The organism is Natrarchaeobius oligotrophus (assembly GCF_003841465.1).
Lineage (GTDB): Archaea > Halobacteriota > Halobacteria > Halobacteriales > Natrialbaceae > Natrarchaeobius > Natrarchaeobius oligotrophus.
Window position 1 is genome coordinate 179,672 of the sequence record NZ_REFZ01000004.1, and the last position, 21,054, is coordinate 200,725.

General features: G+C 64.7%; 22 protein-coding genes and 1 tRNA gene. 15 read left to right on the plus strand and 8 right to left on the minus strand.

Annotated features, from left to right (window positions below):
• The first annotated feature begins 58 nt into the window (after window positions 1-58).
• From ilvB to leuD, 6 genes are read left to right on the plus strand one after another with little or no spacing between them, the layout of a single operon-like run.
• Window positions 59-1,870 (plus strand): biosynthetic-type acetolactate synthase large subunit, encoded by a 1,812-nt coding sequence (gene ilvB / locus EA472_RS07600; RefSeq protein ID WP_124190909.1) that lies wholly within the window; start codon window positions 59-61, stop codon window positions 1,868-1,870.
• Window positions 1,867-2,535, plus strand: a complete 669-nt coding sequence (gene ilvN / locus EA472_RS07605) for an acetolactate synthase small subunit (RefSeq protein WP_124190910.1) — start codon at window positions 1,867-1,869, stop codon at window positions 2,533-2,535. The genes ilvB and ilvN overlap by 4 nt, the downstream gene beginning before the upstream one ends.
• Entirely contained in the window at window positions 2,528-3,577 is a 1,050-nt protein-coding gene (gene ilvC / locus EA472_RS07610; protein ID WP_124190911.1) for a ketol-acid reductoisomerase, read from the plus strand. The genes ilvN and ilvC overlap by 8 nt, the downstream gene beginning before the upstream one ends.
• A gap of 16 nt (window positions 3,578-3,593) precedes the next feature.
• Window positions 3,594-3,902: a hypothetical protein gene (locus EA472_RS07615; protein ID WP_124190912.1), complete on the plus strand. Its 309-nt coding sequence runs from the start codon at window positions 3,594-3,596 to the stop codon at window positions 3,900-3,902.
• Window positions 3,899-5,320 carry a 3-isopropylmalate dehydratase large subunit gene (gene leuC / locus EA472_RS07620; RefSeq protein WP_124190913.1) on the plus strand — a complete coding sequence of 474 codons (1,422 nt, stop codon included), beginning with the start codon at window positions 3,899-3,901 and terminating at the stop codon, window positions 5,318-5,320. The genes EA472_RS07615 and leuC overlap by 4 nt, the downstream gene beginning before the upstream one ends.
• Window positions 5,317-6,048, plus strand: a complete 732-nt coding sequence (gene leuD, locus EA472_RS07625; RefSeq protein WP_124190914.1) for a 3-isopropylmalate dehydratase small subunit — start codon at window positions 5,317-5,319, stop codon at window positions 6,046-6,048. Before leuC ends, leuD begins: the two co-directional genes overlap by 4 nt.
• Before the next feature lie 303 nt (window positions 6,049-6,351).
• On the opposite strand, the gene EA472_RS22975 is transcribed toward leuD, so the two are convergent.
• Window positions 6,352-7,467, minus strand: a complete 1,116-nt coding sequence (locus tag EA472_RS22975) for a hypothetical protein (protein WP_124190915.1) — start codon at window positions 7,465-7,467, stop codon at window positions 6,352-6,354.
• A 121-nt stretch (window positions 7,468-7,588) separates the two neighbouring features.
• Here EA472_RS22975 and EA472_RS07635 point away from each other — a divergent pair, with 121 nt between their 5' ends.
• Together EA472_RS07635 and EA472_RS22410 are read left to right on the plus strand one after the other, a co-directional pair.
• On the plus strand, window positions 7,589-8,347 hold the full coding sequence (locus EA472_RS07635) for a hypothetical protein (RefSeq protein WP_124190916.1): 759 nt from the start codon (window positions 7,589-7,591) through the stop codon (window positions 8,345-8,347).
• A 300-nt stretch (window positions 8,348-8,647) separates the two neighbouring features.
• On the plus strand, window positions 8,648-8,824 hold the full coding sequence (locus tag EA472_RS22410; RefSeq protein ID WP_165874845.1) for a hypothetical protein: 177 nt from the start codon (window positions 8,648-8,650) through the stop codon (window positions 8,822-8,824).
• Between the two features lie 226 nt (window positions 8,825-9,050).
• Here EA472_RS22410 and EA472_RS07640 read toward each other — a convergent pair whose 3' ends face one another.
• On the minus strand, window positions 9,051-9,431 hold the full coding sequence (locus EA472_RS07640; RefSeq protein ID WP_243637794.1) for a CBS domain-containing protein: 381 nt from the start codon (window positions 9,429-9,431) through the stop codon (window positions 9,051-9,053).
• 117 nt (window positions 9,432-9,548) lie between these two features.
• Here EA472_RS07640 and leuB point away from each other — a divergent pair, with 117 nt between their 5' ends.
• Entirely contained in the window at window positions 9,549-10,529 is a 981-nt protein-coding gene (leuB, locus tag EA472_RS07645; protein WP_124190917.1) for a 3-isopropylmalate dehydrogenase, read from the plus strand.
• 107 nt (window positions 10,530-10,636) lie between these two features.
• On the opposite strand, the gene dph5 is transcribed toward leuB, so the two are convergent.
• Entirely contained in the window at window positions 10,637-11,425 is a 789-nt protein-coding gene (gene dph5, locus EA472_RS07650; protein WP_124190918.1) for a diphthine synthase, read from the minus strand.
• A gap of 209 nt (window positions 11,426-11,634) precedes the next feature.
• On the opposite strand from dph5, the gene EA472_RS07655 reads away from it, so the two are divergent.
• From EA472_RS07655 to EA472_RS07665, 3 genes are all read left to right on the plus strand, one after another.
• Entirely contained in the window at window positions 11,635-12,648 is a 1,014-nt protein-coding gene (locus EA472_RS07655; RefSeq protein ID WP_124190919.1) for a metal ABC transporter substrate-binding protein, read from the plus strand.
• 68 nt (window positions 12,649-12,716) lie between these two features.
• A complete protein-coding gene (locus EA472_RS07660; RefSeq protein ID WP_124190920.1) occupies window positions 12,717-13,469 on the plus strand; it encodes a metal ABC transporter ATP-binding protein in 753 nt (250 codons plus the stop codon).
• A gap of 2 nt (window positions 13,470-13,471) precedes the next feature.
• Window positions 13,472-14,455, plus strand: coding sequence for a metal ABC transporter permease (locus tag EA472_RS07665; protein ID WP_124190921.1), 984 nt, complete (start codon window positions 13,472-13,474; stop codon window positions 14,453-14,455).
• 461 nt (window positions 14,456-14,916) lie between these two features.
• On the opposite strand, the gene EA472_RS07670 is transcribed toward EA472_RS07665, so the two are convergent.
• The gene (locus tag EA472_RS07670) at window positions 14,917-15,315 is read right to left on the minus strand and encodes a RidA family protein (protein ID WP_124190922.1); all 399 of its coding nucleotides are present in this window, start codon (window positions 15,313-15,315) and stop codon (window positions 14,917-14,919) included.
• 42 nt (window positions 15,316-15,357) lie between these two features.
• Entirely contained in the window at window positions 15,358-15,774 is a 417-nt protein-coding gene (locus tag EA472_RS07675) for a Rieske (2Fe-2S) protein (protein WP_124190923.1), read from the minus strand.
• Between the two features lie 145 nt (window positions 15,775-15,919).
• Here EA472_RS07675 and EA472_RS07680 point away from each other — a divergent pair, with 145 nt between their 5' ends.
• The 3 genes from EA472_RS07680 (at window position 15,920) to EA472_RS07690 (ending at window position 18,514) form a co-directional block, all read left to right on the plus strand.
• Window positions 15,920-16,903 carry a class I SAM-dependent methyltransferase gene (locus EA472_RS07680; protein WP_124190924.1) on the plus strand — a complete coding sequence of 328 codons (984 nt, stop codon included), beginning with the start codon at window positions 15,920-15,922 and terminating at the stop codon, window positions 16,901-16,903.
• Window positions 16,904-17,058: 155 nt separating this feature from the next.
• A tRNA-Thr gene (locus EA472_RS07685) sits at window positions 17,059-17,132 on the plus strand.
• 620 nt (window positions 17,133-17,752) lie between these two features.
• Window positions 17,753-18,514, plus strand: coding sequence for a CatB-related O-acetyltransferase (locus EA472_RS07690; RefSeq protein ID WP_124190925.1), 762 nt, complete (start codon window positions 17,753-17,755; stop codon window positions 18,512-18,514).
• 101 nt (window positions 18,515-18,615) lie between these two features.
• On the opposite strand, the gene EA472_RS07695 is transcribed toward EA472_RS07690, so the two are convergent.
• From EA472_RS07695 to EA472_RS07705, 3 genes are read right to left on the minus strand one after another with little or no spacing between them, the layout of a single operon-like run.
• Window positions 18,616-19,320, minus strand: coding sequence for an energy-coupling factor transporter transmembrane component T family protein (locus EA472_RS07695; RefSeq protein ID WP_124190926.1), 705 nt, complete (start codon window positions 19,318-19,320; stop codon window positions 18,616-18,618).
• Window positions 19,320-20,018, minus strand: a complete 699-nt coding sequence (locus EA472_RS07700; protein WP_124190927.1) for an energy-coupling factor ABC transporter ATP-binding protein — start codon at window positions 20,016-20,018, stop codon at window positions 19,320-19,322. Before EA472_RS07700 ends, EA472_RS07695 begins: the two co-directional genes overlap by 1 nt.
• Window positions 20,019-20,025: 7 nt before the next feature.
• Entirely contained in the window at window positions 20,026-20,613 is a 588-nt protein-coding gene (locus EA472_RS07705; protein WP_124190928.1) for a biotin transporter BioY, read from the minus strand.
• Window positions 20,614-21,054: the final 441 nt, after the last annotated feature.

Sequence of the window (21,054 nt, forward strand, 5' to 3'; positions counted from 1 at the left end):
TGACACACCACCGTACACCGAGAACAACGGATCGCCGCACGGCGGCGGGAGATAATCGATGAGCGAACGCGCAGCATCGGTCACGCCAGCCGAGGAACAGCACGACGACCACGAGGAGACGACCGCCGACTCACGGGAGCCCGGCGACGAAGGCGGTCCCGACGACGAGGCCGAGCCGACGCCCGTCGCGACGGGTGCCGAGGCCGTCGTCAGGGCGCTCGAGAACGCCGGCGTCGAGTACGCCTTCGGCGTCCAGGGCGGAGCGATCATGCCCGTCTACGACGCGCTGTACGACTCCGACGTCTACCACGTGACGATGGCCCACGAACAGGGTGCGTCGCACGCGGCCGACGCCTACGGTATCGTTTCGGGCGAACCGGGCGTCTGCCTGGCGACGTCGGGACCGGGCGCGACCAACCTCGTCACCGGCATCGCGGACGCCGACATGGACTCGGATCCGATGATCGCCCTGACGGGCCAGGTTCCGACGGAGTTCGTCGGCAACGACGCCTTCCAGGAGACGGACACGATCGGCGTCACGACCCCGGTGACGAAGGACAACACCTTCTCGACCGACGCCGATCGGGTCGGCACCGACGTCAGCGAGGCGTTCGCGCTCGCCCGCGAGGGGCGACCGGGGCCGACGCTGGTCGATCTGCCGAAGGACGTCACCAACGGCGAAACCGACCGCGAGCCGGACGAGCCGCGGGTTCCCGACACCTACGAGGTCCAGGAACGTGCAGACTCCGAGATCGTCGCGGCCGCGGCCGAACGGATCGAAAACGCCGCCCGTCCGATCATGCTGCTGGGCGGCGGCGTCATCAAGGGCGAGGCGAGTGACGTCTGCCGGGAATTCGCGATCGAACACGAGATTCCGGTCGTGACGACGATGCCGGGCCTCGGCTCGTTCCCCGAGGACCACGAACTCGCCATGGAGATGGCGGGGATGCACGGCACCGGCTATGCCAACATGGCGATCACCCACTGCGACACGATGATCGCCGTCGGCACCCGCTTCGACGACCGTCTGACCGGCGGCATCGAAACCTTCGCGCCCGACGCGGAGGTCATCCACGTCGACATCGACCCGGCCGAGATCTCGAAGAACATCCACGCCGACTATCCGCTGGTCGGCGACGCCGGAACGGTCGTCGAACAGCTGGCCGAGGCCGTCGAAACGTCGCCGCAGGCGACCAAGTGGCGCGCCCAGTGCCAGCAGTGGAAATCCGACTACTCGATGGCCTACGACGCGCCCGAGGACGAACCCGTCCGACCGGAGTTCGTCGTCGAGGCGCTGGACGAGGCCACGAGCGACCGGGCGATCGTGACCACCGGCGTCGGCCAACACCAGATGTGGGCCTGTCAGTACTGGACGTTCACCGAGCCCCGGACGTGGGTCTCGAGTCACGGCCTCGGCGCGATGGGCTACGGCCTGCCCGCGGCCATCGGGGCGCGGCTCGCGGCCGACGACGACCAGGAGGTCGTCTGCGTCGACGGCGACGGCTCGTTCCTGATGACGATGCAGGGGCTGTCGGTGGCCGTCCGCGAGAACCTCGACATCACGGTCGTCGTGCTCAACAACGAGTACATCGGCATGGTCCGACAGTGGCAGGACGCCTTCTTCGAGGGACGTCACTCCGCGTCGGACTACGGCTGGATGCCCGAGTTCGACAAGCTCGCGGAGGCCTTCGGCGCGCAGGGGTACCGGATCGACGACTACGACGACGTCGCCGACACCATCGCCGACGCGCTCGCCTACGACGGGCCGTCCGTGATCGACGCCCACATCGACCCCCAGGCGAACGTCTACCCGATGGTGCCAAGCGGCGGCGACAACGGTCAGTTCGCGCTGACGGAGGATCAACTATGAGCGGTGGACTCGAGGGGCCGCCGCCGGAGGAGCGCCCGACGCCGGAGGGACGGCGAAACAAACAGGGAATCCGCATCGATCCCGAGGTCGAGGCGACCCACGAGCCTCGACGCACCGTCATCTCCGCGCTGGTCGAGCACGAACCGGGCGTGCTCGCGGAGGTCTCGGGACTGTTCTCGAGGCGACAGTTCAACATCGAGAGCCTGACCGTCGGCCCGACCACCGACGACGACCGCGCCCGAATCACGCTCGTCGTCGAGGAGCCCGATCCCGGCATCGACCAGGTCAAAAAGCAGCTGCGAAAGCTGATCCCGGTGATCTCCGTGCGCGAACTCGAACCCGACGCGATGCGCCGGGAGCTCGCGCTCGTCAAAGTCGACGCCGACCGCCCGGACCAGGTGGCCGCCGTCGCGGACATGTACGACGCGAAGACCGTCGACTCGAGTCCGGAGACGGCGACGTTCGAGGTGACCGGCGCGCGCCAGAAGATCGACGCGGCGATCGAGACGTTCGGACAGTTCGGCATCCGGGAGATTTCCCGGACCGGAACCACCGCGCTGGCGAGAGGAACCGACGAGACGGCGGGTCGCGAACCCGCCGCGGCAGTATCGTCCGCCGAGACGGCGAACCAGACGACGTACACGCAGACACACACCGATGACTGACGAATTCACCACCGACATCTACTACGACGACGACGTCGACGAATCGTACCTCGCAAACACCACGGTCGCCGTACTCGGCTACGGCAGCCAGGGCCACGCTCACGCGCTCAACCTCCACGAGAGCGGCGTCGACGTGGTCGTCGGCCTCCGCGAGGACTCTTCCTCGCGAGCGGCCGCCGAAGCGGACGGACTCACCGTGACGACGCCCGTCGAGGCTGCAGCCCAGGCCGAGGTCGTCTCCGTGCTGGTTCCGGACACGGTTCAGCCCGCCGTCTACGAACAGATCGAGCCCGAACTCGAGGAGGGGAACACGCTGCAGTTCGCCCACGGGTTCAACATCCACTACAACCAGATCCAGCCGCCCGAGCACGTCGACGTGACGATGATCGCGCCGAAATCGCCGGGCCACCTCGTCCGGCGTAACTACGAGAACGACGAGGGGACGCCCGGCCTGCTCGCGGTCTATCAGGACTACACCGGCGACGCGAAAGAGCGAGCGCTCGCCTACGGCAAGGGAATCGGCTGCACCCGCGCCGGCGTCGTCGAGACGACGTTCAAAGAGGAGACCGAGACCGACATCTTCGGCGAGCAGGCCGTCCTCTGTGGCGGCATCACCGCGCTCATCAAGATGGGCTTCGAGACGCTCGTCGACGCCGGCTACAGCCCGGAGATGGCCTACTTCGAGTGCATGAACGAGATGAAGCTCATCGTCGACCTCATGTACGAGGGCGGACTCGGCGCGATGTGGGATTCCGTCTCCGACACCGCCGAGTACGGCGGCCTCACTCGCGGCGACGACGTGGTCGACGAGCACGCCCGCGAGAACATGGAGAAGGTGCTCGAGCAGGTCCAGAACGGCGAGTTCGCGACCGAGTGGATCGCGGAGAACCAGGCGAACCGACCGGTGTACACGCAGCTCAACCAGGCCGAGAAGAACCACGAGATCGAGCAGGTCGGCGAGCGACTTCGCGCCCTGTTCGCCTGGGAGGAAGGCGAAGCCGAGAGCGAAGACGAACAGACGCGAGTCAAAGCCACGGAGTAACCACGAGGAGATCACGATGACACGACCGACGGAATCGAAATCCGACGCGACCGAGAACGACAGGACGATGGCCGACGTCAGCCACACGAATCCCTACACCGGGAGGACGGCCGGTCACCTGTTCAGCCGCGGCCCGATCGTCGCCGCCGACGGTGGCGAACCCGAGCGAACGCCGGCGCGACGATCGGCCGACGCTGACCGAACCGACGACGAATCGAACCGGACGATGGCGAGCGTCGATCACACGCCGCCCCACGACGCCGACGACGCGAACCGCGTCTTCGAACGTGGGAAGCGCAACGATCGAGTAGAGGACGCAGAATGAGCGAGGGAACGCTGTACGACAAGGTCTGGGACCGTCACAAGGTAACCACGCTGCCGACCGGACAGGACCAGCTGTTCGTCGGCCTCCACCTCATCCACGAGGTGACCAGCCCGCAGGCGTTCGGCATGCTGCGCGAGCGCGACCTCGAGGTCGCGTACCCCGAACTCACCCACGCGACGGTCGACCACATCGTCCCGACGTCCGATCAGTCCCGTCCGTACGACGAGGACGCCGCCGAGGAGATGATGTCCGAACTCGAGGAGAACGTCCGCGAGGCCGGCATCGACTTCTCCGATCCGACCTCCGGCGACCAGGGGATCGTCCACGTCATCGGCCCCGAGCAGGGGCTGACCCAGCCGGGCAAGACGATCGTCTGTGGCGACAGCCACACGAGCACCCACGGCGCGTTCGGCGCGCTGGCGTTCGGGATCGGCACCAGCCAGATCCGGGACGTGCTCGCGACGGGAACGCTCGCCTTCGAGAAACAGAAGGTCCGCAAGATCGAAGTCGACGGCGAACTGGGCGAGGGCGTCGAGGCCAAAGACGTTATCCTCGAGATCATCCGCCGGCTCGGCACCGAGGGCGGCGTCGGCTACGTCTACGAGTACGCCGGCTCCGCGATCGAGTCGCTCGGCATGGAGGGTCGGATGTCGATCTGCAACATGTCGATCGAGGGCGGCGCTCGCGCGGGCTACGTCAATCCCGACGAGACCACCTACGAGTGGCTGAAAGAGACCGACTACTTTCAGGAGAACCCCGAGAAGTTCGACGAGCTCAAACCGTACTGGGAGTCCATTCGCTCGGATTCCGACGCGGAGTACGACGACGTCGTCACGATCGACGCCGACGAACTCGAGCCGGTCGTCACCTGGGGGACGACTCCCGGCCAGGGAATCGGCATCACGGAGCCGATTCCGGCACCCGAGGAGCTGCCCGAAGACAAGCAAGACACCGCCCGACGCGCCCAGGAGCACATGCGCGTCGAACCGGGCGAGACGATGGAGGGCTACGAGATCGACGTCACCTTCCTCGGCTCGTGTACCAACGCCCGCCTCCCCGACCTCCGTCGCGCGGCGGAAATCGTCGAGGGTCGGCAGGTTCACGACGACGTCCGGGCGCTCGTCGTCCCCGGCAGCCAGCGCGTCCAGCGGACCGCCGAGGAGGAGGGGCTCAAGGACGTCTTCGAGGAGGCCGGCTTCGAGTGGCGCAACGCCGGCTGTTCGATGTGTCTCGGCATGAACGAGGACCAACTCGAGGGCGACGAGGCCTGCGCCTCCTCCTCGAACCGGAACTTCGTCGGCCGCCAGGGCTCGAAGGACGGCCGAACGATCCTGATGAACCCGCAGATGGTCGCCGCGGCGGCGATCGAAGGCGAGGTAACCGACGTGCGCGACCTGAAGGAGGTGACCACGGTATGAGGAGCGAGGCCGAACGAAGTGAGTCCTCGGAACAAGCGAGCGGGCGAACGCCCGCGAGCCGCGACGCCGAGGTTCGGGAGATCCGAACCGACGGCGGCGACGACGTCGAGATTCCCGAAGTCGATTACGTCTCCGGCTCGGGCGTCCCGATCCGCGGCAACGACATCGACACGGACCAGATCATCCCCGCCCGGTTTATGAAGGTCGTCACCTTCGACGGGCTGGGCGAGTTCGCGTTCTTCGACCTCCGGTTCGACGAAAACGACGACCTCAAAGACCACCCGTTCAACGAGGAGCGGTTTCAGGATTCGTCGGTGATGGTCGTCAACGCCAACTTCGGCTGTGGGTCCTCGCGCGAGCACGCACCCCAGGCGCTGATGCGCTGGGGGATCGACGCGCTCATCGGCGAGAGCTTCGCCGAGATCTTCGCGGGCAACTGCCTCGCGCTCGGCATCCCGACCGTCACCGCCGACAGCGAGACGATCGAGGAGCTCCAGGAGTGGGTCGACGCGAACCCCGACGGCGAACTCGAGATCGACGTCGAGGCCGAAACCGTCACCTACGGCGGAGAGACCATCGACGTCACCGTCGACGAGGCCCAGCGCAAGGCGCTCGTCGAGGGCGTCTGGGACACCACGGCGCTGATGAAGGCCAACGCGGGCGAAGTGCGAAAGACGGCCGAGGAACTGCCGTACGTCGAGGAGTCGGCGATTCCGGAAGCCGAGTAGACGGATTGGTTCGCTTGAGTGCGACTTTTTCCGATCGTCGTACACTACGTCGGCTCGAGCAGCCGTCCTCGCGCTAGATGTTGGTGCAGTTGTCGCGCTCGAGGGCGACCCGAATCGCACAGTCCAGTATGCTGCGGCTTCGCGGTCGAAGCTTGTAGTGTGGCTGCACGGGCGCGAGAGTACGGGGCCGGTACAGTGTACCGCCGGGGGTGATAGTTTGGACCGGTACTATCGTTTCGTTTGCTTGATGCTCTTGCCTCGAGGGGCGCGGGATTTTACGCCTGTTCATCCATACTATCGCAGTCACACGAGTTCCATCGCCCGTTCGGTCAGCCGGTATCGGTACGCCGGTTGGACGAATACGATTTGCCCGTACTCCTCCGACTTCGTGACTTCGTCAGAGGAGTCGATTGCTTCGACAGCCGTGTTGAGTCGATCCACCGGATCGCCAGATCGAAGGAAGTCCGCGACTCGCTCCGGCTCGATACCGAACTCGGAAGCGAGGATGCTCCGAACCGTTCGACCGGCTCCGTCGGCGATTGCTACAGACGGCCCTGAAGCACGCGTTTGCGGTTCATCTCGTTCCGCAGCGTCCGCCGAAAGCGACGTAACCTGCAGTTCGTCGTCAATATGCGCGATGAGTGCATCCAAATTCGTCTCCGCCTCTTCGGTCACTTGGCCATTCACGATTTCGTCGAGCCGTTCGCTAATCGCAAAGACGTCCGGCCCAGAGGGTGCCGTCTGATCGAGCACCCCGACATCCACCAGGTGATTCAGCACCGTCTGCGGTTGGTATTCGATATCGACATCGAGCGAGTCCAGCAGCTCAGTTCGTTTGACACTCTCGCCATCCGGACCGATACCGGCGTCGTAGAACGCCCTTGCAACGGTTATCTGATCGTCGATACTGTGCGTGTTTGCCTTTCGTTCACGAATGTACGTCTCTACGCGGCCGAAATCGGTCCGGCCGTTCGTGTCAATCCGGAGGGTGTCCGTGATCTGTTCCGGAAGCTCCGGACGCGGGGCATCTCGGTGTCGTTGAGCTTTCTCCGAGAGGCGCGTATTATCGTAGAGGGCGCGGGCGACGGGGAGTCCTCGGAGATAATTATACTCGTAGAGGATCTCTACACCGTGTTCAGTCGGACCGTAGAACTGCGATGGAAGATCGCGTGAATCCTCGTTCGGTGGGTGCCGATAACAGTCGATGATGCCGCTGTCAGTGAGCACCTCCAGCTGGTCCCTGATTGCAGCCTTGTTTTTCGGCATCATATACGCCAACTCATCGAGTGACGGGAGATGTGCCGGGTGACCAAGGATGTGCTGCAGGATCAAGTGTCGCGTCTCCTGGGAAAGCAACTCATAGATCTGCCGTTGTTCCTCGAACGGACCGTCACCCTCCACGGCAGGCGCGTCACTCATAGTCTCACGAGGAAGTAGCCCGGCGACGCGAATAATACTTTGGGTCAACCGATGTGGTCAAATAGCGTATTAGGAACATCAATTAGCAACCTATATGGTCACTCCTCGTGAAATTTAGTCTATGTCCGATCCCGGTCCCCCTCCGAACGCGGCAGAGATCATGGAGAGCGTGGACGACGCACTCCAGGGCCTCGAACTAGAGCCTCACGAAACGTCGGAAATACTGGGATTTGCCAACCGAGAACTCCCGCACCTCCACACTCCCGAAGAGTCGTATTTCGTTCTCGGCAGCTACCGCGACCCGTACCTTCGACGGCTCCGCATCGTCCAGAACGAACTAGACAAGCGCCTTGGGACGTACGCGTTTCTGATGGCCGATCTCCCGGAATTAGATATCGACCGGCTCCCCGTCTTTCGCATTCGATTCAACGTACTGGCTACGCACGCCGACACCATCGTCGCCGTCTACGAACAGGACGCCGGCGGTGAAATCACCGAACTCGGAAAAATCAGCACCACGCCGTACTTCGACAAATCATACGTCCTGCCTCGAGACTACGCGTGGATGACTAAACGAAATCTTACTACCGAAGCAGCTGTCGTCGCCGCAGCAGCGTCCGTCTACTTCAATGACGACCTCGACGACTCTACTACCGAAGAAGAACTCGACTCGCTCGTCACAGCAGCCAGCAACAACGACATCACCCTCACGAAAGCAGACGTCATCGAACGACTGGAAGATCGTGAAGACAGCGAACGCGCACCCGTTTCGTACAGCTGGGTTCACCTCAACGAATTCCGCATCTTCGAACTCCACGGACAGTGCTTCGCATGGTCCTGTCCGGACGACTTACGTGATATCGTCGGTGAGGTTCCGTAGGCATCGATAGCTCGCCGCTCGTCTCCGGAGACCTCTACTCGATCAACCGGTCAGTATCCTAACGTTCTTTACGATTGGTTGCGTACCGAACAAACGCGCACGAAAGTGCGCCGAGCCGGAGTTCAGCGGCCAAGCATGACACTCCGGCTCATACACTTGCCCCCGCGTAGCGGGAGCAATCCACCATTGACGTTGGCGAAATAAAGACCTGCCGACGTCCCGCCGACCCAGTCGCAACTGTGGCTGGTTCTCACGCTGGGTTGCGTACCGCCGCGTCGGGGCCGACGAACGGAGACAGACATGGCCTCGAGAATCACCATCCACTGCGATTGCGGTACCGACCTCCGCGGAGCGACGACCGACGGTCCGGTCACGTGTCCGGACTGCGAGTCGACGTTCGCCGCGAGAATCATCGAACTCCCCGACGGCGATGCACCCGGCTATCGCCACGGCACCCGGTCGTGTCGCGGGCCGTGAAGACCGCGAGCGTACGGCGCTGCCACCGCTGTCCGAGACCGCCGATCCCGAGGCGCTGGCCGCGCTGCTCGAGTCTCGCCCTCGCTCGCGTCGGGTTCGTCCAGCAGTTCGTTCCGCGAGGTGACCCTCGAGACGCCGTCGCCGACAACCATCGGTCGCGATACTCGACCGTCACCGAACGAGGGGCGGATTGCCCGTCGAATCCGTCGAATAGGTGGATTCCCGGTTACGAGAGCTGTGCGGTCACGTCCGTCGAGGAGACCATGCCGACGTACTCGTCGTCGTTGTTGGTCACCGGGAGGTGTTTGATCCCGAAGGTGGTCAGCATCGCGGCGACCTCCTCTAAGTAGATGTCCGGCGGGACGGTCTCGACCGACTCGGTCATCACGTCGGTCACCGGCACGTCGCCGGCGTTGCGTCCGTCGGCGGCGACCGTGAGGACGTCCGTGCTGGTGACGATCGACGGCGGATCGGTGGTCACGACAAGCGCGCTGATCTCCTCGTCTCGCATCCGCTTTGCCGCGTCTTGCACCGTCGCGTTCTTCGAAATGGTTTCGAGCGGGCTCGACATCACTTCGCCAACTTGCACTCTGGCATCCGTATTCATAGGACACGATAGGGGAAGGTCCAGTATGGAAGTTTCCCTGTCGGGGCGGCGGACTGAGCGGCCGCTCGAGCACGTCGAACCGAATCACTTTCCCCACCCCGGTGCCACCGCGACACTATGACACACGAGATCGTCGTTATCCCAGGCGATGGCATCGGACAGGAAGTTACGCCCGCGGCCGTCCGCGTCCTCGAGTTCCTCGACCTCGCGTTCGAGTTCCACGAGGCCGACGCTGGCGACCACGTCCTGGCGGAGACGGGCGAGGCCCTGCCCGAGGAGACGTACGAACTCGCGGCGTCGACGGACGCAACCCTGTTCGGGGCGGCCGGGGAGACGGCGGCGGACGTCATTCTGCCGCTTCGGACGGCGGTCGACTCGTTCGTCAACGTCCGGCCCGCGACGGCGTATCCGGGCGTCGACGCGCTTCGACCCGAGACCGACCTGGTCTTTCTCCGCGAGAACACCGAGGGCGTCTACTCCGGACACGAAGATCGACTGAGCGACGACCTCTCGACGCTGACGCGCGTGGTCACGTCCTCGGCCTCCGAACGGCTGGCCGAGTTCGCCTGCGAGTTCGTCGAAGACGGCGGTTACGACGGCTTTCACGTCGCCCACAAGGCGAACGTGATGCGCGAGACCGACGGCCGCTTTCGCGATTCGGTCGTCTCGGTCGCCGAGGAACGCGGCGTCGAGACCGAGGAAGTGTTGATGGACGCGTTCGCGACGCACGTCTGTCTCGATCCCACCCAGTTCGACGTCGTCGTCTGTCCGAACCTCGCGGGCGACGTCCTCTCGGATCTGGCGGCCGGGCTCGTCGGCGGGCTCGGCATGCTCCCCAGCGCCAACATCGGCCCCGACCGGGGACTGTTCGAACCCGTCCACGGCTCCGCGCCCGACATCGCGGGCGAGGGCGTCGCCAACCCCGCGGCGACGATCGTCTCCGCCGCGATGATGCTCGAGTATCTGGGTCACGACGACGAGGGCCAGCGCATCCGGGACGCCGTCGAAGCGGTCCTCGAGGACGGTCCGCGGACGCCGGATCTCGGCGGCGACGCCTCGACCGAAGACGTGACGGACGCCGTCATCGAGCGGCTGTAAGACGTCACTACCGGAACGTTCCCTTCTCCCGCGTTCGAAGCGCTCGTCGCCCGCCGCTTCGATCCCGTCTCACAAACCGTTACAGCAGACCGTTACAGCAGACCGTATCAGGCGACCTCGAGCGCCTCACGATCCGCGCCGGCGAGTTCGACCAGCGCGTCGGCCTCGAGGGGGTGACACTCCCCGGGAATCACGAGCAGGTGCAGCGGGTCGCCGAACTCGCGCTCCGCGAGATCGGCCATCGTCCCCGCCTCGACGAGCGGAGCGGGGCTGCCCGCGCGAGCGACAGCGACTCCCACGAGATCGGGGTACGCGTCGGCGAGTAGGTCGGCGCCGATGTCGGCGGTCATGTACTCGTCCTCCTCGACGCGCTCGTGTCCAACCTTGATGTCGAGGTAGACGACCGTGTGGAGGCCGTCCGCGCGATTGTCGTCGATCGTGTCGGTTACGCTCGCCGGGAGCCCGTCGGCACCGTGGGCGTACGGAAACGGCAGCGTCGTGGCCTTCCCGAAGCGGTAGTTCTGCAGGCCGGTGAGCGCGCTGGTCGCCGTCTGGGCCGTGACGCCGTGGATCACGCGCGTCTCGAGCCCCCGGTCGCGTGCGCGGAGCCTGAGGTCGACGTGCGTCGTCGAGATCATCGTGTCGCCGGCGGTCAGGAAGGCGACGTCCTCGGTTTCTGCCGCCTCGAGGATGTCGTCCGGGCGTTGCTCGACGCCGGCCCGATCGCGCACGTCGATTTCGACGTCGTGGTAAGACTCGAGGTCCGCGACGGTCGTCCCGATCAGTTCGCTGGTGTAGAATTCGGCGTAGACGCGGTCGGCACTCCGGAGGGCGTCTCGTCCCTCGACGGTGATCGACCGTTCGTCGTACAGACCGAGACCGATGAACGTGAGCATACTCGCCGTAGTCGGTAACGAGATTATAAGATTGCGTGTCGTCACCGCCGTGTGCGATCGGCCGTGAGGACTCCGTTCCGTCGCCCTGCGCGGTCGCTCGGTTCCCACGGGAGACGTCGGTGTCAGCTACTGACTACGGAGGATTAGACGAGCCTAATCGAATTTGTTGCATAGTAAGCTATTTCATTTAGGGCGGACAATACCGAGTCATGGTAGACGATACGGTCGACGCGGAACGGTACCGGATCACGAGACGGAACGCGCTGGTCGGCGCGAGCGGACTCGCCGCTGGTGTCGCTGGCTGTCTCGGTGACGATCCACAGGACGACGCCGGCGAGCCGGAGGACGAATCCGACGACGGGGCTGGAACCGCTACCGACGACACCGGTAACGGAGCCGGCGATACCCAGTACACCGTCTCGACCGGCTTTCTGGCGCTGTGGGACCTGACGCGCAACGTCGCCGGTGATCGAATGGAGGTGGTCGACCTCGTTCCGATCGGCCAACACGGCCACGAGTTCGATCCCGGCCCGGGCGTCGTCTCCGACATCGAGGGCTCCGACGTCTTCATCTATCTCCGCGAGTTCGCCAGCTGGCAGGACGACGCCGCGTCGGAACTCGAGTCCGACGACGACGTGCACGTGATCGAGGCGGCCGAGGGAATCGAGTTCTTCGACAGCCCGGCTGAAGACGACGACGAGCACGTCTGGATGGATCCTCTCGAGTACCAGACGATGGTCGACAACGTCGCGGACGAGCTCGCGGCGTTCGATCCGGACCACGCCGACGAGTACGAGGCGAACGCCGCCGCGTTCAACGAGGAGCTACAGGCGGTTCACGAAGAGTTCGAAGACATCGTCGACCGCGCAACCGTCGATCAGTTGATCGTCGGAACCCACGATTCGTTCCAGTGGTGGCACCGACGGTACGACATCGACATCTACTCGCCCGTCGGCACGTCCCCCGACGACGAGGCGTCGGCTCGAGACGTCGAAGAGATCGAGAACGTCATGGACGAGTACGACCTCGAACACGTCCTCTACGACGTCGGGGAACCCGACAATCTGGCCGAATCGATCGCGGCCGAAACCGGCGCCGACGTGCTTCCGATCTCGCCCGTCGAGACCCAGCTTCCGGAGTACCACGAACAGGACTGGGGATACGTCGACCACTACCGCGAGGTGAACTTCCCGACGCTCGAGGAGGCGCTCCAAACGCAGTGATTTAGCCGGCACAAATACCGAGTATAGCCTACACAAAAATTGAATTACGATTCACCATACTGATAATTATGACTACTGCAATCGCCCTCGAGGACGTGAGTTTCGCCTACGACCATCGACCCGTCGTGAGAGACGTCACACTCTCGGTCGACGAAGGGGAGTTTCTCGGGTTGATCGGTCCGAACGGTTCGGGAAAGACGACGCTGTTGAAGATCATGCTCGGTCTGCGAGCACCCGATACCGGATCGGTCGAACTCTTCGGTACGCCGGCTTCGGCGTTCGCGGACGGCGCCCGTCTCGGCTACGTCTCACAGCAGTCTTCGGAAGCCGACTCGATGATGCCCGTCACGGTTCGCGAAGTGGTCGAGATGGGCCGGTATCCCCATGCGGGGTTGCGCAGGTTGACCGGCGACGACCACCGGATCGTCGACGACTCGCTCGCGCGAGTCGAGATGGATCACCTCGCCGGCCGGCGGATCAGTCAACTCTCCGGCGGACAGAAACAGCGGGCGTACATCGCGCGGGCGCTCGCCTCCGAAGCCGATCTGCTCGCGCTCGACGAACCGACCGTGGGCGTCGACGCAGACTCCGTCGACCGGTTCTACGACCTGCTCGACGAACTCAACGACAACGGGATCACGATCGTCCTGATCGAACACGACATCGGCGTCGTCGCCGAGTACGCCGAGACGATGGCCTGTCTCGACTGCGAACTGTACGAACACTGCGAGACCGAACAGTTCCTCGAAAGCGGTGTGTTAGAGCGCGTCTACAGTTCGGCGCGGGTCGCCAGTTCGTGGGCACCCGCCGCGGGTGATTGACGATGGTCGCCGAGTGCGTCGTCCGTCGTCTCACCGCCCGGGAGGAGTACGCGGTCCTTGGAAGCCTCGTCGTGATGATGACCGTCTCCGCCGCGTTCATCCTCACGGTGTTTCCAGCCCTCTACGACGCCTTCTGGGGAAGCGCGTGTACCGCCGCCGACACCTGGCTCGTCTGTAGCGGCTTTCTCCAGCGTGGGTTCACCGCGGGCATTCTGATCGGAATCACCGCTCCAGTCGTCGGCGCGTATCTCGTCAACCGACAGATGGCGTTGATCGGCGAGGCGCTCGCGCACACGGCGTTCGGCGGCGTCGCGATCGGACTGTTCGTCGGTGCGGCCGCTCCCCGGTTCGACTATCCGCTGGCGTTCGCCCTGGTCGTCGCGACGATCGCCGCGCTCGCGATGCAGTACGTCGCCGTCAGGACCGACGGCTACGCTGACATCCCGATTGCGATCATGCTCACCGGCGGCTTCGCGCTCGGAATCGCCGTCATCTCCTACGGCGTGACGTTTCACGCGACGGTCGAGAGCTACCTGTTCGGAGACATCCTGTTTGTTCCGTTCGAGAACGTCCAGTTGATGGTTGCGTTGACGCTCGTCGTCGTCGGCACGATCGCGCTCACGCACAAGCAGTTGTTGTTCATCACGTTCGATCGCGAGGCTGCACGTCTCGCACGAATCAACGTCGCGTTCTACGACACGCTGTTGATCGTCCTGACCGCGCTGGTCGTCGTCGCCGCGATGCAGATCCTCGGCGCGATTCTCGTCGCCGGGATGCTCGTTATCCCGGTCGCGGCCGCGATGTTGCTCACCGACAGCTTCGATCGCGGTCTCCTCCTCTCGGTACTGCTCGGACAGGCGGCCGTCTTCGGCGGTATCTTCCTCTCGTACTCGTGGGACATCGCGACCGGTGCGATGATCATACTCGTCGCGATCGCCCTCTACGTACTGGCTCTCCTCCTCTCTGCCCTGTTACCGGGCAGGTGACGGTTTGATCCGCTGTTCCCCGACGCTCCGTTCGATCAGCCAACCCCTTCATCGCGCTCGAGGACTGTCTGCGGTCGGTGAAACGCTCGAAAACACCAATTATTACCTTAGTCTAAACTCCATTTTAGATTAGCCAATTTTAAATATCGGTGCGTTGTAGCACCGACTGCGTCCCGGAGCGACCGGGGCGTGGAATCGGTTCGTGTTCCGGGCCTCCTTCGGAACGCTGCAATCCCAGGTGAGTTCCTGTCGGACGGAACGGGAGCGTTCGTGGTCAGTCTACGCTCTCGTAACATCCCGGATGACTGCGAGAGCCGAATCGGCATGTGAGAGAGCTCCGCTCTCACCTTCTTGCGTCGCGCACCGACCGCGACTAGCTCGAGTCACTGCGAGCACGCGCGCTCTGGAATCTCACCCTCGTTCGATGATCGTGCCACAACGTTCGTCGGAAGGACGAGGCGTTACTCGAGTTCGTCGTCGACGATGGCCACCGCTTCGATTTCGACCAGGTGATCGGGATCGATCAGGCGGTCGACCTCCACCATGGTCGCCGCCGGGCGTACCTCCTCGAAGACGTCGCCGTGTGCTCGTCCGATCTCCTCCCAGTCGTCGATATCCGTCACGTACAGCCGCGTTCGAACCACGTCCTCGATCGCCGAATCGGCCTCCGCTAGCGTCTCCGCGACGATCTCGAGTGCGCGCTTCGTCTGAGCGTACGGATCGTCGCGACCGACGACGTCGCCGTCGTCGTCGGTCGCGGTCGTTCCGGCGACGTGTACCTGCGAGCCGACGCGGACGGCACGCGAGTATCCGACCACTGGCTCCCACTCGGTTCCGCTCGAGACGGTTCGACGGTCCATACCGCGGCATCTCGAGGGATGGAGAAAACGATTTGGTACCCGTCAGAACGAGAGGTGCGACGTCGACGCGGGTCCGTCGTCGTCGCCGTCGTCGATCCCGCCGTCGTGTAGGTAGGTGACGGCGTCGTCGGTCAGGTAGACGTCGTCCCCGTCGACGGTGATCTCGACGGACGAGAGCGTCGTCTCCGCGGCGTTGCCGTTGTCGCAGTAGCCCGAACACGAGTCGAAGATCGAACCGTGTTTCGGACAGATAATGCTACCGTCGCGCATCGCCGCACCGGTGCCCGTATCGAGTCGTTGAGACTCGTGCGTACAGCGGTTGATCCACGCTTCGACGCCGCCTTCACAGGGAACCAGAATCACTTCCTCTTTCTCGCCGTACTGATCGCGGACGGTAAACAGCCACGATCGTTCGTCGTGGACCGTCTCGACCGTCGTCAGCCGCATGCGAACGCCCATATCCGCCTCTCGTCGACGCAACCCCGAAAGCGCTTCGTCACCGGTCGGCGCGTCGGATCGTCCGTTCCCCGACGAATCCGGCCACGAGCGTTCTCCCGTGCGGAGAAAACGTCAGCGTTACGGCGGTCCTCGGACGAAACTGCGTATGGAAGTCCCGTTCGTCCGGGTGGCGCGCGACCGCGGGGAGGCGACCCGTCGCGAGCTGGCCGACGCCGATCTGATCGACGACGGGTACGAGATCGACGTCGAGGGCCAGGACCTCTACATTCCGGTGGCCGACCCGGACGCCGTCCCGGTCGAGTTCGAGGTCGTGTGCCGACCCGGCGAGGAGCGCGACGCACAGACGACGCCCGCCGATCTGCTCGGCTTCGATCCCTCCTACGAGCGCCTCGGCCGAGCCGTCCTGCTGGACGAGGACGATCCCGAGCGCGCGCGGACGGTCGCCGACGCCGTCCTCGAGTCCGACCTCCCGGTCGACACGGTGGTGAACAAAGCCTCGAAGATCAAAGGCGAGACGCGCGTCCGTGACTGGGACGTCCTCGCCGGCGCGGACACCGAAGTCGTCCACCGCGAGTACGGCTGTGAGTTCGCGCTCGACCTCGCCGCCGTCTACTTCTCGCCGCGTCTCGCGACGGAACGCCACCGCGTCGCCGAAACCGTCGCCGAGGGCGAACGCGCGTTCGACATGTTCGCCGGCGTCGGGCCGTTCGTGATCCCGTTCGCCAAACGCGGCGCGGAGTGCGTCGGCGTCGACGTCAACGAGGACGCGATCGCCTACCTCCGCGAAAACGCCCGGCGAAACGACGTCGATGCGCGCGTGACGGCCGTCCACGGCGACGTCCGCGAGGTCGCCCCGGACTACGAAGGGTGGGCCGACCGCGTCGTGATGAACCTGCCCCACAGCGCCGACGAGTTCCTCGAGAGCGCCGCCACCGTCGCCAGCGACGACTGTCTGCTCCACTACTACGACATCCAGCACGAGGACGATCCGTTCGGTCCCGGCGAGCGTGCGATCCGCGACGCGGCGGAACCGGCGTACGACGTCTCGATCGAAACCGAACGGATCGTCCGCTCGTACGCGCCCCACGAACTCAACGTCTGTCTGGACGTGCGACTCGAGCGGGCGTAACCGCCGTCAGGCGGAGTCACGGCGACGTCGACCGTCCGACCGCAGGTCGTCGCACGACCGGAGCGATTCGCAACCCTTATGGCCGGTATCGGCCCTACCAATGAGTACGATCGTTCCGACGTCCCGTGAAAACGGATGCGGTGGAGCGAGCGCGCGCCGGTGTAGCTCAGACTGGCAGAGCGAATCCTTCGTAAGGATTAGGTCGAGGGTTCAAATCCCTCCACCGGCTTGCCTTTTGCGACGAACATCCGTGAGGAGCAAAGCAAACTGTGGAGGATTTGAATCAGGGAGCAGCTTCGCTGCGACCGTGGGTCAAATCCCGCCGTCGGCTTCCCTTGTGCGACGAATAGTGGTGAGCGCCGTTCGTCGTCTGGGCCACGGCGGAACGACGCGTACCGCCGGACCGAACGGAGCGTGTAGTCACGTCAGACGCGGACCCGTTCGAGCGATGGCCAACAGAAAACCGATCGGCTTTCGGTCCGATCGCGAATCGTCACGTCTCTCGAATCGGGTCGGTCTTCGACCGTGACCGAGACGCGACCCGATGAAATCAGCGCCGAACTGCTGCAAAAGAATTAATAGCAATAACCAATAACTACTAACTGCCTGCCTAGACGAGACGTCTGGAGGCACTCCCCATCCGCTTGCATTCCATCCCCCCACCCCGACGAATCGCTCGCGGTTGGGATGACGGCAGGCGAGGGTCTCGTTTCCCCTCGCTCCGATCGTCGTACTTCCGCTAGGGAGACGCTTCGGGACGGTATCCGTCCCTTTTGAGTGGCCACTCGCGGCGAAAGTCAGTCTCTGTTCGATGAGATATATAGTTCCCGACGATGGCACGTCACTACCGTGACCGTCGAAACCGTCGTGGAACGGGCGCTATCGCTACTCGGATACCCGCCCGTGACGCACGACCTCGTGGGGCGACTCTCGAACTCGAGTTCGTTCGAGATCGCGCAGTCGGCCCGTATTTCGAAGGGGTGTCTGCTCCGGGGAACGATCGATCTCGGGCCGAAGTCGCGGTTGAGCCGCGGTTGCGTTCTCAACGGAGACGTCACCGTCGGCAGGGGGACCAACCTCGAGCCGAACTGCGACGTCGTCGGCGACGTCGACGTCGGCAACTACTGTGCGATCGCCAGACGGTCCACGTTCCAGCAGACGAACCACGAGATGCGTCAGCCGTCGCTCCAGATCCGACTGTACGACGAGGTGTTAGAGAGCGATCTTCCGCCGACGGCGTCCGGACCGATCACGGTCGGAAACGACGTCTGGATCGGGACGCGGACGACGATTCTCTCGGGCGTGACGATCGGCGACGGCGCGATCGTCGGCGCGGGATCGGTCGTCACGGACGACGTCGAACCGTACGCGGTCGTCGCCGGCGTTCCGGCCGAACGCATCAGATGGCGATTTCCCCGGGAAGTCAGGGAGAAACTGCTCTCCCTCGAGTGGTGGGAGTGGGACGAAGAGACGATCCGCGCCCACCGTCCGTTTTTCGAGCGGAAACTCGAGCGCGCGGACGACGTCCCGTCGGTCGCCAGGGTCGCCGACGACGCGGACGCTCGAGCGCTCGAAGGAACTCCGTCGTCGTTCCGTTCGGACGACCGATAGGTCGTCGTTCGGCTCGCCGTCGTACGGGCCGTTGTCCGTCAGTTTCGGTGGGAGTGAACCGTCCCTGTAGTTGCATCGGGGCGTCGGGACGACAGCCCGTCTCAGAGGAACGCGGCCAGGACGAGAGCGCCCGACAGTCCCAGAACGGGAACGTCGCTGCGCGAGAACGTCAGCGGCGGCATCGTCGGGTTCCACGCGAAACACCGGGCCTGGAGCGCGAGCGCGAGCCGATCGGCTCGCTCGAACGTCCGAGTCAAGCCGAGTATCGCGATCGTGCTGGCGCGTTCGACCGGACCGCGTTCGTCGCCGAGACGCGCGGCCATCGCCTCCCGGATCGTCCGGAGGTCGGCCTGGAGAACGGGGAAAAACCGGAAGACGAGCGCGACGCCGACGCCCAGGATCTGGCCCGGCTTGCCGGGAACGGTTCGCTGGATCGCCGCGCGGGAGTGGCGAACGGGCGTCGATCGGACGTAGGCGGCGCTCACGAGGAGGATGAGGAACACGCGGTAGCTCGCGCGGGCGGAGACGATCCCGTCGTCGACGTCGATCCAGGGCGGACCGAACGTGACCGCCGCGACGAGCGGGACGAACGCGAGGACGGCCACCGCCAGCCGGTAGGCGTAGAGCGTCTCGCGTATCGGCACGCGCGCGGCTGCGAGCACGACCGCGCACAGCCCGGTGAGCGCGATCAGCGCGCGAGGAGTGGCGTGAGCGAGTGCGGCCGCGGCGAACCCGATCTGAAACGCGAGCTTCGACCGCGGATCGAGCCGGTGGACGACCGTATCGTCGGGCTCGTAGGACAACATCAGGGCACTCGAACCTCCAGCCCGCCGAGTTCCTCGAGCGCTCGGTCGGGAGCGTCGTCGAGAACGACGCGGCCGTCTCTCATCGCGACGACGCGGTCCGCGAGCGCGAGTACGTCGCGGAGATCGTGCGTCGCGAGCAGCACGCCGGTGCCGCGTGCGGACAGCGACTCGAGTCGCGAGAGCACCGATCGGCGTGCGGGCTCGTCGAGCCCGGTGAACGGCTCGTCGAGCACGAGGTGGGTCGGCTTCATCGCGAGCGCGCCGGCGATCGCGACGCGAGCCTGCTCGCCGCCCGAGAGGCTGTCGATGCGTTCGTCACCTCGTCCGGTCATGTTCACGGCCTCGAGCGCCGCGTCGACTCGACGGTCGATCTCTGCACGCTCGAGGCCGAGATTCTCCGGACCGAACGCGACGTCCGCGTCGATCGTCGCGGCGACGAACTGGTCGCGGGGGTGTTGAAAGACCATGCCGATGCTGGATCGCGCCGCCACCAGATCGTCCTCGACGGGTCGCTCGTCGACGAGCACCGTTCCCTCGTCGGGCGAGAGCAGCCCGTTGCAGTGGCGCAACAGGGTTGTTTTCCCGCTCCCGTTGGCGCCGGCGAGGACGACGAACTCGCCGTCGCCGATCGACAGCGAGAGCTCGTCGAGAACGGGAACGTCCTCGAACGCGTACGAGACCGATCGGAACTCGATCATCGGGTACTCACGACTGGATCGGGGCGATCCGACCGCTTTTGACGATGGCGATCGCGGCCGCCATCTTGAGCAACTCGCCGGGGATGAAGGGGGCGACTCCGGCGAGGAACGCCTCCCAGGCGTCGAGTTCGAGTAGCCAGGCCATGTAGCCCGCCCCGAGTCCGTAGATGACGATCGTTCCCGCCACGAGCGCGACGACGACCACCGGCAGCGGCTCCTCGGCGGGGTCGCGCAGGTCGGTGCCACGGTGGACGAGCAGACCGATCAGTCCTGCGGCGATCAGATACCCCCACAGGTAGCCGCCGGTGTGACCGACCAGTACGCCGATGCCGCCTCGCATCTCCGCGAAGATGGGAAGTCCGGCCGCGCCGGCGGTGATGTACAGCAGGATTGAAATCGGCCCCCACACCGGTCCGAGGACGAGTCCGGCGAGGAAGACGAACAGCACCTGGAGCGTGATCGGTACCGGCGAGAAGGGAAGCGGTATCGACACGGGTGCGGCCGCTCCGATCAGGGCGGCGAGTAACGCGGCTCGAGCGAACGATCGGACGACGGCGTCGTCGACGACCTCGACTGACTCTCGGTGGGTGTCCATACCCCACTTCTCTCGTAAACCGAAATCAAAACTTCGATTTACGAGGTCGGTCGTCGTCGACGGAGTCGGTGGTTCGACCGACCGGGACCGGCCGATTCGCGGGCGAACTCCGTTCGAAATGGAACGTTCCTGTCGACGCCGACGACGGTCGTCGGGAGCGACGATCTCGTGAAACCGTCGTGGCACGCTCCTCGAGCGAGTGTGAGGGGTGTTTCGCGTCTCCACGTGACGTAACCGGCGATTGTCTCCGAGCGCTAACCGAAACGACCGGGGTGCTTATGGGCCGTTTCGATCCGGTGACGTGGGACGGATGCCATCCGGGAACAGGCGGTTCGACGGACGGGGGAATCGGTCGACGAACTCGACCTGGTCTGGGCTATCGGCGAGTGCGGACCGGGGATGGGGTCGTCCAGGCAATAGTGGTTCGCCGCGGTCACGGCG